The sequence below is a fragment of the Methylobacterium sp. Leaf117 genome (assembly GCF_001422985.1).
Lineage (GTDB): Bacteria > Pseudomonadota > Alphaproteobacteria > Rhizobiales > Beijerinckiaceae > Methylobacterium.
Map to the genome: position 1 here is coordinate 95945 of NZ_LMNL01000039.1, position 15090 is coordinate 111034.

Annotated in this window: 8 protein-coding genes; 3 read left to right on the forward strand and 5 right to left on the reverse strand. The window is 65.6% G+C overall.

All coding sequences use genetic code 11. The features are described from left to right. Positions 1–524 precede the first annotated feature (524 nt). From ASF57_RS26095 to ASF57_RS27120, 3 genes are all read right to left on the reverse strand, one after another. Complete coding sequence (locus ASF57_RS26095; protein ID WP_156376309.1) at positions 525–821, reverse strand: hypothetical protein; 297 nt, start codon at positions 819–821, stop codon at positions 525–527. Positions 822–956: 135 nt separating this feature from the next. After that, positions 957–1169: a hypothetical protein gene (locus ASF57_RS26100; RefSeq protein ID WP_156376310.1), complete on the reverse strand. Its 213-nt coding sequence runs from the start codon at positions 1167–1169 to the stop codon at positions 957–959. Between the two features lie 134 nt (positions 1170–1303). Beyond that, positions 1304–2215: a hypothetical protein gene (locus ASF57_RS27120; RefSeq protein ID WP_244477086.1), complete on the reverse strand. Its 912-nt coding sequence runs from the start codon at positions 2213–2215 to the stop codon at positions 1304–1306. On the opposite strand from ASF57_RS27120, the gene ASF57_RS23365 reads away from it, so the two are divergent. Next, complete coding sequence (locus ASF57_RS23365) at positions 2183–4240, forward strand: EAL domain-containing protein (protein ID WP_244477096.1); 2058 nt, start codon at positions 2183–2185, stop codon at positions 4238–4240. The genes ASF57_RS27120 and ASF57_RS23365 overlap by 33 nt on opposite strands. Positions 4241–4820: 580 nt before the next feature. Further along, on the forward strand, positions 4821–5210 hold the full coding sequence (locus ASF57_RS23370; RefSeq protein ID WP_056488250.1) for a helix-turn-helix transcriptional regulator: 390 nt from the start codon (positions 4821–4823) through the stop codon (positions 5208–5210). Between the two features lie 117 nt (positions 5211–5327). Here ASF57_RS23370 and ASF57_RS23375 read toward each other — a convergent pair whose 3' ends face one another. Further along, positions 5328–6683 (reverse strand): HlyD family type I secretion periplasmic adaptor subunit, encoded by a 1356-nt coding sequence (locus ASF57_RS23375; RefSeq protein WP_056488413.1) that lies wholly within the window; start codon positions 6681–6683, stop codon positions 5328–5330. An 11-nt stretch (positions 6684–6694) separates the two neighbouring features. Beyond that, positions 6695–8461, reverse strand: coding sequence for a type I secretion system permease/ATPase (locus tag ASF57_RS23380; RefSeq protein WP_056488253.1), 1767 nt, complete (start codon positions 8459–8461; stop codon positions 6695–6697). 894 nt (positions 8462–9355) lie between these two features. Between ASF57_RS23380 and ASF57_RS26105 the strand changes: the two genes are divergently transcribed. Next, the coding region (locus ASF57_RS26105) for an Ig-like domain-containing protein (RefSeq protein WP_244477087.1) at positions 9356–14674 on the forward strand (5319 nt) is incomplete at its 3' end. Between the last annotated feature and the right edge of the window lie 416 nt (positions 14675–15090).

Sequence of the window (15090 nt, forward strand, 5' to 3'; positions counted from 1 at the left end):
ATAGGATTCTCTTATTCACGAATTTGTGAATACGACGAAGTACCGCACTAAATTATCCGACCGGCGCGGATTAAATCTCACCGCCTCGTTTGTATGCCATTTCGCAAGCCTTTGACTTGCCCGATATTTCGGACCGAGAGGCACAAACTACTGCATTGCGGTCGCCACGAGCAACCGGAAGACCAGATCCGGCAAGTCGCGGGTGCCATCGGCCGAAGGAGACACGCAGCCGGATGGGTTGCCGGTCGTTGGCCGGACCCCGTTCACGATCTGCGACGCATCGCGCGGAAAGACTTCCGTGACGATGGCACGCGGTCTTGAGCTTGCCCCTCGAGGTCGCCCAGGACCCGTTCTGCCATCCGGCCGCCCACAGCAGCACGGTGAACCGACTGATTCTCTCGATCGGCCCAATTCAAAGCATGCCGGTCAGGCCATCGATACTACCGGCGATCAAGGGCATTTTCGTCGAGCTTTGACCGGCCCCGTCGTCGAAGACCACAGTTTCGACAGCCGCAAGAACGGTATCAGGTGGCTCGCCGGTCGTGACGATTGAACATCACATCGCAATCGTCACAGTCATACCAGACATCGATCGACTCATCGGTTCGCGAGACTGACGCGCATAGGACCGCCTTATCGAAAGACAAGGAACAAAGAACGAAATTCATCGGAATCATTTCCGCGTTTATCAGGATCAATCTTGCGCCAAGATCGGTAGCATCCTGTATGACGCAGCCTTTGTAACTATGTTCATCGACGACAATAAATCCAAAGGCATCTTCACTATCGGGTTCGATGTGATCCCACGCTTTTGCAGTCATCCGGTTCCCTCGCATCGTTTGGGTGGGATCGGGTTCTCGATTGCCTATGTCGCTCCCAAACTGTTATTTGAAGGCGAACAGATCAACTAAAATGCGAACCGCACCGGACTTCAGGCGGTGTGGCGGGGACCGCCATCAATCTGCTGTTCCGGGGAGCATCCGCACTTGTCTCACGTCAAAATCCTCGGGCTTGGCGGCGGTCGCATCCCCCAGGGCAGCGCCGATTCCCAAATTAGAATAAATCGCCTGATGGTTGAATTTCAACAGCGAAGAGGCATGGATCGTTAACCGGTGTGGCTTGATCCTGGGAATGTCATCTCCTGCCAGAAACCGCACACGGGCGGTCAAGCTGTCCAATAAGGCACTGAATGTATCCGTTATTGGAGAATGAGTCCGAACGGCTTGCAGTCCTGCGCGATCTCAAGGTGCTCGATACGCCTGACGAAACACATTTCGATGCCGTGTGTCGCACGGCACAGGCTTTATTCTCGGCCCCGATCGCCTTCGTCTCGCTGGTGGATAAGAATCGTCAGTGGTTCAAGGCTCGGTGCGGGATCGACGTCAAGGAGACGCCGCGGAACATCGCATTCTGCAACTATGCGATCCTTTCGGATGATGCCCTCATTATCGAGGATGCACTGGCCGATCCTCGATTCGCGGAAAACCCTCTGGTCACGGGTCCGCTCGGCATCCGGTTCTATGCCGGAGCGCCCCTCATTCTGCATCAGGGAATTCGCGTCGGAACCCTGTGTCTCATGGATTCCCAGCGGCGGTCCTTTTCCCCCGAGCAGGTCAGGCAGTTTCAGGATCTTGCGAACATCGTGGTTGCCCATCTGCGCCTGCACGAGGCCCGGAACCAGATCGGACGGGATCTGGAGGCGCTGCAATCGGCACAAGCCAAGCTGCGGGAAGCAGCGGATTACCAGCTTCTCGTCGAGCAGGTCGGGGGCATCGGGTATTGGCAGTACAATCTGAAATCCGGCAAGGCGACGTGGTCGCCCAGCATGGGCAGGCTCGTGGGACAGGATGTGTCCGACGGCGAACTGACTCTCGATGACCTCCTTCATGTCCTGCATCCCGACGAACACCGCGACATGTTTGCGGCCTTCGATCCCAGGAATGCTGGGGGCAACGGGATGGTCCTTCGGCCCTTCGACCGGCAGCGCCGCCTCGTCAGGGCGGACGGCACGGTCCGGACCGTCATCTCGCGCGGATTGCCGCAACACGATGAAACCGGTGCGGTCGTCGCTCTCCTCGGCGTCTGTGTCGACATCACCGATCTCGTGCGATCCGAGGAGCAGTTGCGCGGAGTCAGCACGCTTCTTCGTGTGACGCTGGAGAACATGGACCAGGGCATCCTGATGGTCGGTGCGGACAATCGCGTCCTTGTGCACAACCAGAAGGCCCGGGATCTGCTCGGCGTTTCGGAGGGGCTGCTCCACGAGGGGGCCCGGTTCGATCTCCTGCAGCAGCATCAGATTGACCGCGGCGAGTTCCGCAAGGTCGATGGCGAACTCCGACACCTGCTGGAGAGCGCCGCCCTGGGAACCGCGGCCGTCACCTATGAGCGGGAACGCCCGAACGGCACCTCGATCGAGGTGCGATCGGTGCCCTTGCCGACAGGCGGACTGGTTCGGACCTTCACCGACATCACGGAGCGAAAGCGGCGCGAGGCGGCCCTTCGCCTCGCCGAGGCCGAGTACCAGACGCTCTTCCAGAACGCCGTGGTCGGCGTCTATCGTGCGAATCTCGATGGCACGCTCGTTCGGGCGAACCAGGCTCTCGCGAAACTTCACGGATACGGTGACTCGGCGTGCGCGACGGCGCCCGGCACCGGCTTCACCCATGACTGGTACGTCGACGGCGACCGGACGCACGCGTTCATGCGCCTTCTGCTGACGCATGGCAGGGTCGATGACTTTGTCTCCGAGGTCACGGGTCACGCGACCGGCCGACCGATTTGGGTCTCCGAAACCGCGTGGCTGGTCCGCGATGCCGAAGGATGCCCATCCTGCTTCGAGGGCACGGTCGTGGATGCGACGGAGCGAAAGCGCGCCGAGGCACAGATCGAGCACATGGCCCGGCATGATGCCCTGACGGGCCTGCCCAACCGCCGGCAGTTCCAGGAACGGCTGACCCAAGAACTCGTCCATGCGCAGCGGCAAGGGACCGCGGTCGCCGTTCTCTGCTGCGACCTCGATCGCTTCAAGACGGTCAACGACACCTTCGGGCATCCGGCCGGCGACGCCCTGTTGTGTACCCTGGCCGACCGCATGCGGCGCTCACTTCAGCCGGGCGACATCGTGGCGCGTCTCGGAGGCGATGAGTTTGCGATCATCCTGCTGGGTCGAAGCCATCCGCACGGCGTGGGAGCGGCCGCGCAGCGTCTCATCGAGATCGTGGGCGAGCCCGTGGATATCGACGGGCACCTGACGAATGTGGGTGTCAGCATCGGTGTCGCCATCGGATTGGACGACGGGGATCGTGCCGACCTCCTGTTCAAGAACGCGGACATTGCGCTGTACCGGGCCAAGGAGGCGGGTCGTCACACGTGCCGCTTCTACGAGGCAGGGATGGATATGGCGGTTGCGTCCCGTAATCTGCTTGAGATCGACTTGAAGGACACCGTCCGCAACGGCGGTTTCGCGCTGCACTACCAGCCGATCATTGACCTTGCGAGTGATACGCTCCGCGGTTTCGAGGCTTTGCTGCGCTGGCCGCACGCGGCAAAGGGGATGATCTCGCCGGCCGATTTCATTCCGCTCGCCGAGGAGACCGGCCTGATCGTCGAACTCGGAGCCTGGGCGCTGCGCGATGCCTGTCAGGAAGCAGCATCGTGGCCCTCCGATCTTCGCGTCGGCGTCAACGTCTCTGCGGTTCAGATCCAGCACATCGACTTCCACCAGCACGTCCTCGACGCCCTGGTCCGGTCCGGTCTCGCGCCGGAGCGCCTCGAGCTGGAGATCACCGAAAGCGTGCTTGTGAAAGACGCCGAGAGGGTCATCGCCTGCCTGCATCGGCTCCGCAGGATCGGTGTCCGACTGGCGATCGACGATTTCGGGACCGGCTACTCCTCGCTCAGCTACCTCTGTCAGTTCCCGTTCGACAAGATCAAGATTGATCGCTCGTTCATCCAGGATGCCTGCGCGTCGACGTCCGGAGCCATCGTCCGTGCCGTGGTGGGCCTGGGCAGGCACCTCGGCGCAACCATCACCGCCGAAGGTGTCGAGACGCAGGCGCAGCTGGACTGGGTCCGACGGGAAGGCTGCTCCGAAGTCCAGGGCTTCATCTTCGGCAAACCGATGCCGCCGAGTGTCATCAAGGGCATGATGCGGCCGGTCGGAGTCGGACACGACCAGCCGCCTGAGAGGATGCACTGCCCTGTATCCTGCGAGCGGCGATCTCTGCTCGATGCCTGATCGGGCGGATCGACCCGAAACCGCCGCTCGTCCCTGCTGGCCACGGCGCGACTTCCATCGTCACGGTGTTCACACATGACCGCACCAGTCTGCTCGTAACCCCAACGCGCATCGCGACCCCGTCGCAGCGCCGGCGATGTCTCGACGCTGTTCGTGTGGCGGTGCCGTCCTGAGCGGCCGCATGCAACGCCCCACCTCGGCCGGATATCCTGGTCAGCAAGCGGCGGGAGAGTCATGAATCGAGGATTCGCGCGATCCACGTCACGGCGTTGTGACATTGCCCCAAGCTTGTGTTCATGATTCATTGATAAGCAGACGATGGCACACAAGTGGCGCGCGATCCCCGCCACGTCCTTGGTGGAATCGGTCCGCCGGCGCCGCACCCTGGCCGTTCGAACGAGAACGGTCAGGTCGCGGCGCCGGTGGGCGCTCGTACTCATGTCCAGGACTTCGATATTGCGCGGGCTTGTCGCGCGCACGAGATGACGATCCGTGTCATGAGCGCAGTCAAACGGCACGACGTGACTTTGTCGTGCTGGCGCCCCTCTCCGTGATCAAGAATTCTTTCGAGTAACACGCAATGTCAGACGCAGATAAAGATGGCAGCGCAGACACGATCGGCAACCGCATCAAGTCGCTGCGCCGCTCGGTCGGGCTCAGCCAGGCCAATCTCGGTGAGAGCCTGGGTGTAACGTTCCAACAGATCCAGAAATACGAGAGTGGACGCAGCAGGATCGCAGCCGACAAGCTTCAGCGGATCGCGCAAGCCCTGAACGTAGACGTGAACTACTTCTACGATACGCGAAGCGGAGAGGCCTTGCCTGACAGGGAGGCCCGTCGAGGCCAAGCCTCCTCGACGCCTGAGGGGATTCTGTTCAACGAGCATTTCGACAAGATCAAGGACCCGCGCGCCCGGTACCTGCTCTCCGAGCTTGCCCGCGTGATATGCGAGATCGAGGCGGGAAAATAACCGGACCGACGATCGGCATGGCCGTCCAAGGCGGCTCGTGGGCGCGACCGGGAAGCCGGTGATGTCCCGTTCGCGCCTGGAGGACGAAGCCTTCGGGCCTGCATCGCGACGGGTTGTTCAGCGCTCCCGCCAGGCCTTCGCGATCTGGTCCGTCAGAGGTTTGACGAGGTAGGATAGGACGGAACGTTCTCCGGTCTGGATGAAGCTCTCAACCGGCATGCCGGGTACGAGCCGTGCCTTGCCCAGGCGATCCCGTTCCGTGTCGGGCACACGAATCCGGGCCGTGTAGTAGCTCATGCCGGTCTTCGTGTCCTGGCTGACATCCGCGGAGATGCGGCTGACCATTCCACCGATCTCCGGCGTCACGCGCTGGTTGAAGGCGGCGAAGCGCAGCACGGCTTTCTGGTCGAGGTGGATGCTGTCGATATCTTGGGGCTGGATGCGCATCTCGACGGCGAGCGTGTCCGCATCGGGCACGATCAGCATCGCGGGCTCACCCGGGACGACCAGGCCACCCACCGTGTGAACGGTCATCTGGTGCACAACGCCGTCCTGAGGCGCACGCAGATTCGTGCGCTTCAACTGGTCGAGGGCGGCGACGCGTTTCTCCGACAACTCGGACCAGCGGCCGCGGATATCGGCAAGTTCCTTGCCCGTCTCGCTCCGCATGTCCTGATCGATCTGAAGGATCTGCAGCTCGGTTTCCGTAATCTTGCCGTTCGCCTGCGCTTGGGCGGCGACCAGTTGCCCGCGCTCGCCGCCCAAGCGAGCCGCATCGCGCTCCAGAGCCGTCACCCGCGAAACGGCCACGAGATTCCGCGCCCACAGCTCGCGCACACCGACGAGTTCGTCTCCGATGAGGGCGATCTCGCGGGCCTTGGCGGCGGCTTGCTCGGCGAGACCGGTGATTTCCTGGCGGATCTGCAGAATACGTTGTTGTAGCTGGGCCTTCTGGCCTTCCCGGCCGGATCGGCGCGTTTCGAAGAGGCGGCGCTCTCCATCGATCAATTGCGCGACGGCCGGCTCCTCGCGCCTGCGCCGTGTCAGCGCGTCGGGAAAATCGATCGTCGTCAGGCCATCGCGCTCCGCCTCGTTGCGGGCACGACGGGCCGTCAATTCGTCCATGGCCTTCAGGATGATGTCGAGGTTGGCGCGGATCTGGGTCTCGTCCAGCGTGATCAGGACATCCCCGAGGGAGACGCGCATGCCGTCTCGGACATGAATCTCGCTCACAACACCGCCTGTCGGGTGCTGGACCTTCTTGACGTCGCTCTCGACGACGAGCTGCCCCGGGCTCACCACGGCCCCGTGGATCTCGGTCAGTGTCGCCCAACCGCCGATGCCGAAGACGAGGACGGCGATGATGCCGGAGACCACGGTCAAGTGCCGGCCGATCGACTGGTCGGCCTCGGAGGGCCGGGGACCGGCGCCGCGCGTCGGCAGCGACCCAGCCGTCACGCCGTTCAGAGTCATGCTGCTCGGGGTCATGCAGAAGCCTTCAGGTTCGTCTCGGCCGGATTCGCGGTTGCGGTGATGGTGCGCTTCGGAGCGCGCACGTTGGGAAAAGCTGTCGGGCGAAGATTCGTCTTCAGCACCTCGTTCTTGCGGCCGAAGGCGCGTGCCCGCCCCTCTTCCATGACCAGCACGAGATCGACGGCGGCCAGGACGCTGGGGTGATGAGCGACGACGACGACGATGCCGCCGCGCATGCGCACGCCGAGGAGCGCCTGCGTGAGTGCCGCTTCCCCGGCCTCGTCGAGGTTGGCGTTCGGTTCGTCGAGAACGACCAGGAAAGGATCGCCGTAGAGTGCGCGCGCGAGGCCGATCCGCTGGCGCTGCCCTGCCGAGAGCCCCGCCCCGCCGGGGCCGATGCGGGTCTCATATCCCTCGGGCAGCCGAAGGATCAGCTCGTGCACGCCGGCGCTCCGGCTGGCCGCAACGACGGCTTCGGCATTCGGGTCCGGCGCCAGCCGCGCGATGTTCGACGCGATGGTGCCGGCGAAGAGCTCGACGTCCTGAGGGAGGTAGCCGACGTGGCGGCCGAGACTGCCGCCGGACCGCTGATCGAGGGTGGCGCCGTCGAGACGGATCGCCCCACGCATCGGCGTCCAGACGCCGACGAGCGCCCGCGCCAGGGTGGATTTGCCGGATGCACTCGGCCCGATGATGCCGACGCCCTCGCCCGCCTTGAGGCCGAAGCTGACGTCGGAGACGATCGCACGCGTTCCGCCCGGCGGCAGGATCGATGCGTTCTCGACCGTCAGGGACCTGACGGGAGCCGGCAGAGCGAGGGCCGGTTTGTCCGGGGTGAAGCGCGCGAGCATGTCATGCAGGCGCACCCAGCCTTGCCGGGCCGCAACAAAGCCCTTCCAGTTGGCGATCGCGATCTCGGCCGGTGCCAGCGCCCGCGAGACGAGGATGGATGAGGCGATGATGATGCCGCCCGTGGCCTGCCCCTGAATGACCAGGTAGGCCCCGAGCGCCAGCACCGCGGATTGCAGCACCATGCGGAAGATCTTCGAGGTGGTCCCGAGACCCGCCGCGATGTCGGCGACGCGCCGCTGACGCCGCATGTACGCGTTATTCTCCGCGTTCCAGATCTGCGCGAACTCCTTCTGCATGCCCATGGCCCGAAGCACCTCCGCGTTCTGGCGCCCGGCCTCGGAGAGGGCGTTACGGCTCGCCCCATGCTGGGTGGCTTCACGCTGGGGCCGGCGGGTCAGGAGTTCGGTCAGCAGGGTCAGCGCCGCCAGGACGAGAGCGCCGGCCAAGCCCGCGATACCGATCAGCGGATGGAACAGGAAGCAGATGCCAAGGTAGATCGGCATCCAAGGCAGATCGAAGATCGCCGTCGGTCCGAGGCTCGAAAAGAAATTCCGGATCTGATCGAGGTCCCGCAACGGCAGGAGTCCGTCTCCGCCGGCCGGTGCCTCGAGAGGATGGCGCACCACCATGTCGAAGACCCGCCCGGACAAAGCCTCGTCCAGCGAGCTGCCGATCCGGGCCAGGACCCGCGCCCGGATGGTCTCGATGAGCCCCTGGAACAGAAACAATGTCAGCGTCAGCAGGCCGAGCCCGACGAGCGTCGGGATCGAGCGGGCCGGGATGACCCGGTCGTAGACCTCGAGCATGAAGAACGATCCCGTCAGGTACAGGATGTTGATGATGCCGCTCATGACGCCGACGCCGAAGAACGCGCGCCGGCAGCGGAGAAGGGCCGTTCTCAGCTCCGCATTCTGATGAAGTCGCATCGGAGTTCGCCTGTTTGCTCTAAGCTGATCAGCCGTAAGGCGAAGCTTTTCGCCTTTGACGCTAAGTTCGAACCACGCGCCGGGTGTCGTTCGGGCTGGTTGCGCGCCTCACATCACCTAAGACGATCTTCAGGCTCTTAAAAATATCCTAAATTTTCTTGTCCGAATCGCGGAAACTTCCGGAAATCCGATCAAATTTCTGCCGTTATCGGGCTCATTAGGCAGTCATTAAGCTTGCGAAGCGAGAACCGCTGCTGCCGGTCGTTTTCGCACCCGGGCTCTGCCGACACATACTTGCGTGAGAACTGTTCGTATGTAGGTTGATATTTGCGAATGGCCGACGGGAACGACACCGCGTCCTCGTCAGGCATGTCCAGTCTGAAGTGTAACCAGCCGTTGGATGTGGATCCGCGGGCGCACCTAGAGAGAACAGCTATGGCAAGCACCCAAACGTTTGAAGCATCCTCCGGCAGATCAGGCAGCTCGCTGACGATCGATGGATTTGTTTATGCTCAGCGGAATGCCTCTGGAGCCACCACGGGAACACTTGCCGTCAACCGCGAACTTCTTGAGCCGGATGCGAGCCTGAAAACCGGCTCGATCTCGGGTTATCTGTCGATCTCGCGCCAAACCGGGACGTTATTCGATTTAAATGCTTTGTCGATCAGAGCAGATTTGAGTGTTTTATCTGGTGTCGTCTTCGTCGGATACAGAAACGGCGTCGAGGTTGTTTCGGCTGCGTCCGGGGACCTGGTCAGTCTCGGCCTGCTCCTGGGGGAGACTCGGTATCAGTTCAGCTCCGCGTGGCAAAACCTGACTGAAGTCAGGGTGTTCAGAGGGAGCGTTCTAGATGTTTCACTTGGACAGCTCGGTTTTGGAATCGACGATGTTGCCTTGACGATCGATACGGTTGCGCCCGGTACGCCAACCATCACAACCGCAGCTGGGCTCACCAACGACGCCACCCCGACCATCGTAGGCACGGCCGAGGCGGGTTCGACCGTCACCATCTCGATCAACGGCACGGTGCTGGACTCGGTCGTCGCTGGACCGAACGGCGTGTTCAGCTTCACTCCGGCCGCCAACCTGGCTCAGGGTGCCAACAGCTTCACCGCGACCGCACGCGATCTCGCCGGCAACGTCTCGGCATCATCCACCGCCGTCATTCTCACCATCGACAGCGTTGCCCCCGGCGTACCGGTGATCACCACCGCCGCCGGCCTCACCACCGACGCCACCCCGACCATCACGGGCACGGCCGAGGCCGGTGCCACCGTCACCATCTCGGACAACGGCATCGTGCTCGGCACCGCCGTGGCCGGACCGAACGGCGCGTTCAGCTTCACCCCGGGCGCCGACCTGGGTCAGGGTAGCAACGTCCTGACCGTGACCGCCCGCGATCTCGCCGGCAACATCTCGGCGCCCTCTGCCGCTGTCGCTCTCACCATCGACAGCGTCGCCCCCGGCGCCCCGGTCATCACAACGGCAGCAGGGCTCACCACGGACGCCACCCCGACCATCACGGGCACGGCCGAGGCCGGCGCCACCGTCACCATCTCGGACAACGGCATCGTGCTCGGCACCGCCGTGGCCGGACCGAACGGCGTGTTCAGCTTCACCCCGGGCGCCGACCTTGTTCAGGGTGCCAACAGCTTCACCGTCACCGCGCGCGATCTCGCCGGCAACGTCTCGGCAGCCTCCGCCGCCGTCGCTCTCATCATCGACAGCGTCGCCCCCGGCGCACCGGTGATCACAACGGCAGCAGGGCTTACCAACGACGCCACCCCGACCATCACGGGTACGGCCGAAGCCGGCGCCACCGTCACCATCTCGGATAACGGCACCGTGCTGGGCACCGCCGTCGCTGACACGAACGGCGTGTTCAGCTTCACCCCGGCGGCCGATCTGGCCCAGGGTGCCAACAGCATCACCGTCACGGCACGCGATCTCGCCGGCAGCATCTCGGCGCCCTCGGCTGCCGTGGCTCTGACCATCGACAGCCTCGCCCCCGGTGCGCCGGTGATCACCACCGCGGCCGGCCTCACCAACGATGCCACCCCGCCCATCACCGGCACGGCCGAGGCCGGTTCGACGGTGACCATTTCGAACAACGGCACCGTGATCGGCACCGCCGTGGCCGGACCCAACGGCGTCTTCAGCTTCACCCCGGCGGCCGATCTGGTCCAGGGTCCCAACCTTCTGACCGTGACCGCACGCGATCTTGCCGGCAACGTTTCGGCGCCCTCCGCCGCCGTGGCTCTCACCATCGACAGCCTCGCCCCCGGTGCGCCGGTGATCACCACCGCAGCCGGCCTCACCAACGATGCCACTCCGACCATCACGGGCACGGCCGAGGCCGGTGCCACCGTCACCATCTCGGATAACGGCATCGTGCTGGGCACCGCCGTGGCCGGACCCAACGGCCTCTTCAGCTTCACCCCGGCGGCCGATCTGGTCCAGGGTCCCAACCTTCTGACCGTGACCGCGCGCGATCTTGCCGGCAACGTCTCGACACCCTCTGCCGCCGTGACTCTGACCGTCGACAGCCTCGCCCCCGGCGCGCCAACCATCACCACAGCGCCCGGTCTCACCCCCGACGCCACTCCGACCATCACAGGAACGGCCGAGGCGGGCGCCACCGTCACCATCTCGGATAACGGCATCGTGCTCGGCACGGCCGTGGCCGACACGAACGGCGTCTTCAGCTTCACCCCGGCGGCCGATCTGGTCCAGGGTAGCAACGTTCTGACCGTGACCGCGCGGGATCTCGCCGGCAACGTCTCGGTGCCTTCTGCCGCCGTGGCTCTCACCATCGACAGCCTCGCCCCCGGTGCGCCGGTGATCACCATCGCGCCCGGCCTCACCAACGACGCCACCCCGACCATCACCGGCACGGCCGAGGCCGGCGCCACCGTCACCATCTCGAACAACGGGACCGTGCTCGGCACGGCCGTGGCTGGACCGAACGGCATCTTCAGCTTCACCCCGGCCGCAGACCTGGCCCAGGGTGTCAACACCGTCACCGTGACCGCCCGCGATCTCGCCGGCAACGTCTCGGCAGCCTCCGCCGCCGTCGCTCTCACCATCGACAGCCTCACTCCCGGCGTACCGGTGATCACCACAGCGGCCGGTCTCACCCCCGACGCCACCCCGACCATCACGGGCACGGCCGAGGCAGGTTCCACCGTCACCCTCTCGGACAACGGCACCGTGCTGGGCACCGCCGTGGCTGACACGAACGGGCTCTTCAGCTTCACCCCGGCCGCAGACCTGGCCCAGGGTGTCAACACCGTCACCGTCACCGCGCGCGATCTCGCCGGCAACGTCTCGGCGCCCTCTGCTGCCGTGGCTCTGACCATCGACAGCGTTGCGCCCGGTGCGCCGACCATCACCGCCTTTGCAGGCACCATCGCCGACGCCACCCCGACCATCACGGGCACGGCCGAGGCAGGGGCGACGGTCACGGTCCGCAGCGACGCACTCGTGCTGGGTACCGTCATCGCCGCCGCCGATGGCAGCTTCAGCCTGACTCCGACGGTGCCTCTGCCGAACGGACCTGCCAACCTCACCGCCACGGCGCAGGATGGCGCCGGCAATCTGTCGGCTCCCTCGGTCGTGACGCCGGTCGTCATCGACACGAGGGTGCCCGGCGCCCCTCTCGTCGACTACGTGGCGCCGACCAACGACGACACGCCCGTCATCACCGGGACGGCCCTGGCTGGCGACCTGATCACGATCACCAGCAACGGGAGCGCGGTCGGCGTCGGCACCGCTGGTCCCGGCGGTCTCTTCAGCGTGACTCTCACGGTTCCGCTGGCGGACGGCACCAATGCGCTGGAGGTCACGGCAACGCCCCTCGGCGGCTCCGCCTCGCCGGCCGCACCCGTGACGGTGCTGGTCGACACGGTGGCTCCTCTCGCTCCGAGCATCACAGCGTTTGCAGGCCCCACGAACGACACGACCCCAACCATCACGGGCACGGCCGAGGCCGGTGCCACCGTCACCATCTTGGACAACGGCATCCTGATCGGCACGGCCGTCGCTGGCATGAACGGGGGCTTCAGCTTCACACCCACCATCCCACTCACGGCAGGCAGCAATGTCCTGACCGCCACCGCGCAGGATCTCGTCGGCAACGTGTCGCCAGCCTCTGTCGCCGTGGCGCTCACCATCGACAGCGTTGCGCCTGATGCGCCAACCCTCACCACAGCACCCGGCCTGACCAACGACGCCACCCCGACCATCACGGGCACGGCCGAGGTCGGTTCGACGGTGACCATCTCGGATAACGGCATCGTGCTGGGCACCGCCCTGGCCGACACGAACGGCGCGTTCAGCTTCACCCCGGCCACCGATCTGGCTCAGGGTGCCAACAGCTTCACCGTCACCGCACGGGATCTCGCCGGCAACGTCTCGGCAGCCTCTGCTGCCGTGGCGCTCACCATCGACAGCCTCGCCCCCGACGCACCGGTCATCACAACCGTCGCCGGCCTCACCAACGACGCCACCCCGACCATCACGGGCACGGCGGAGGCCGGTTCGACCGTGACCATCTCGGACAACGGCATCGTGTTGGGCACCACCGTCGCCGACACGAACGGCGTCTTCAGCTTCACGCCCGCCACCGATCTGGCTCAGGGTGCCAACAGCGTCACCGTCACGGCGCAGGATCTCGCCGGCAACGTCTCGGCACCGTCCTCCGCCGTGGCTCTCACCATCGACAGCGTCGCTCCCGGCGCACCGGTGATCACCACCCCGGCCGGCCTCATCAACGACGCCACTCCGACCATCACGGGCACGGCCGAGGCCGGCTCGACGGTGACCATCTCGGACAATGGTATTTTGCTGGGGACGGCGCTGGCCGGCGCGAACGGCGTGTTCAGCTTCACCCCCACCACCCCGCTCACGGAAGGCAGCAACCTCCTGACTGCCACCGCACGGGGTCCGGCCGGCAACGTCTCCACGCCCTCGGCTGCCGTGGCTCTCACCATCGACAGCCTCGCCCCCGACGCACCGGTCATCACAAGCGCAGCCGGTCTCACCAACGACGCCACCCCGACCATCACGGGCACGGCCGAAGCCGGTTCGACGGTGACCATTTCGGGCAACGGCCTTGTTCTGGGCACCGCCGTCGCCGACACCAGCGGCGCGTTCAACTTCACCCCGGCCGCCAACCTTGTTCAGGGCGCCAACAGCGTCACCGTCACCGCACAGGATCTCGCCGGCAACGTCTCGGCGCCTTCGGCCGCTGTCGCTCTCACCATCGACAGCCTCGCCCCCGCTGCGCCGACCCTCACTATCGCCCCCGGCCTCACCAACGACGCCACCCCGACCATCACGGGCACGGCCGAGGCCGGTTCGGCCGTCATCATCTCGGATAACGGCATCGTGCTGGGCACCACCGTCGCCGACACGAACGGCGTCTTCAGCTTCACCCCGGCCGCCGATCTGGCTCAGGGTGCCAGCAGCATCACCGTCACGGCGCAGGATCTCGCCGGCAACGTCTCGGCACCGTCGACCGCCGTGGCTCTCACCATCGACAGCGTCGCTCCCGGCGCACCGGTGATCACCACCGCGGCCGGCCTCACCACCGACGCCACCCCGACCATCACGGGCACGGCCGAGGCGGGTTCGACCGTCACTCTCTCGGACAACGGCACCGTTCTGGGCACCGCCACCGCCGGCGCGAACGGCGTGTTCAGCTACACCCCAGTCGCCGACCTGGCTCAGGGCACCAACAGCATCACCGTCACCGCACGCGATCTCGCCGGTAACGTCTCGGCGCCCTCTGCTGCGGTCGCTCTGACCATCGACAGCGTTGCGCCGAACGCTCCAAGCATCACCGCCTTCGTGGCGCCCACCAACGACACCACTCCGACCATCACCGGTACGGCCGAGCCGGGGGCGACCGTCATCGTCTCGAACGGCACGACCCAGATCGGCTCGACCGTGGCCGCTGCCGATGGCAGCTTCAGCCTGACRCCGGCCGCTCTGCCCGARGGCACGGCCAGCCTCACGGCGGTCGCCGTGGATGCGGCRGGCAACGCCTCGCCCGCCTCCGCAGCGACRCCCCTGGTCATCGACCTCACGCCGCCGGGCGCACCGGTGTTCGACGCCCTGGCGCCGACCACCGACACCACCCCGACCATCACGGGTACGGCCGAGGCCGGCACCACCGTCACCATCTCCGACAACGGCACCGTGCTCGGCACGNTGGTCATCGACCTCACGCCGCCGGGCGCACCGGTGTTCGACGCCCTGGCGCCGACCACCGACACCACCCCGACCATCACGGGTACGGCCGAGGCCGGCACCACCGTCACCATCTCCGACAACGGCACCGTGCTCGGCACGRCRCTCGYCGGGACCGACGGACGCTTCACCTTCACGCCSACCAYCCCGCTGGCGGACGGSAACAACGTCCTGACGGGYAMYGCCGCCGATGCGGCCGGCAAYGTGGGGGCGGGCTCCACCCCGGTCACCCTCGTGGTCACCGCCACGCCGGGCAACGGGGACACCACGCCTCCCNGTGGGGGCGGGCTCCACCCCGGTCACCCTCGTGGTCACCGCCACGCCGGGCAACGGGGACACCACGCCTCCCRCGGCCCCGGTGCTGGATGCCCTGGCRC

Bases quoted from the DNA above. Each gene is read 5' to 3' on its own strand.
- ASF57_RS26095 (WP_156376309.1), bottom strand. From the start codon at position 821: ATGACTGCAAAAGCGTGGGATCACATCGAACCCGATAGTGAAGATGCC.
- ASF57_RS23365 (WP_244477096.1), top strand. From the start codon at position 2,183: ATGGTCGGTGCGGACAATCGCGTCCTTGTGCACAACCAGAAGGCCCGG.
- ASF57_RS23370 (WP_056488250.1), top strand. From the start codon at position 4,821: ATGTCAGACGCAGATAAAGATGGCAGCGCAGACACGATCGGCAACCGC.
- ASF57_RS23375 (WP_056488413.1), bottom strand. From the start codon at position 6,683: ATGACTCTGAACGGCGTGACGGCTGGGTCGCTGCCGACGCGCGGCGCC.
- ASF57_RS23380 (WP_056488253.1), bottom strand. From the start codon at position 8,461: ATGCGACTTCATCAGAATGCGGAGCTGAGAACGGCCCTTCTCCGCTGC.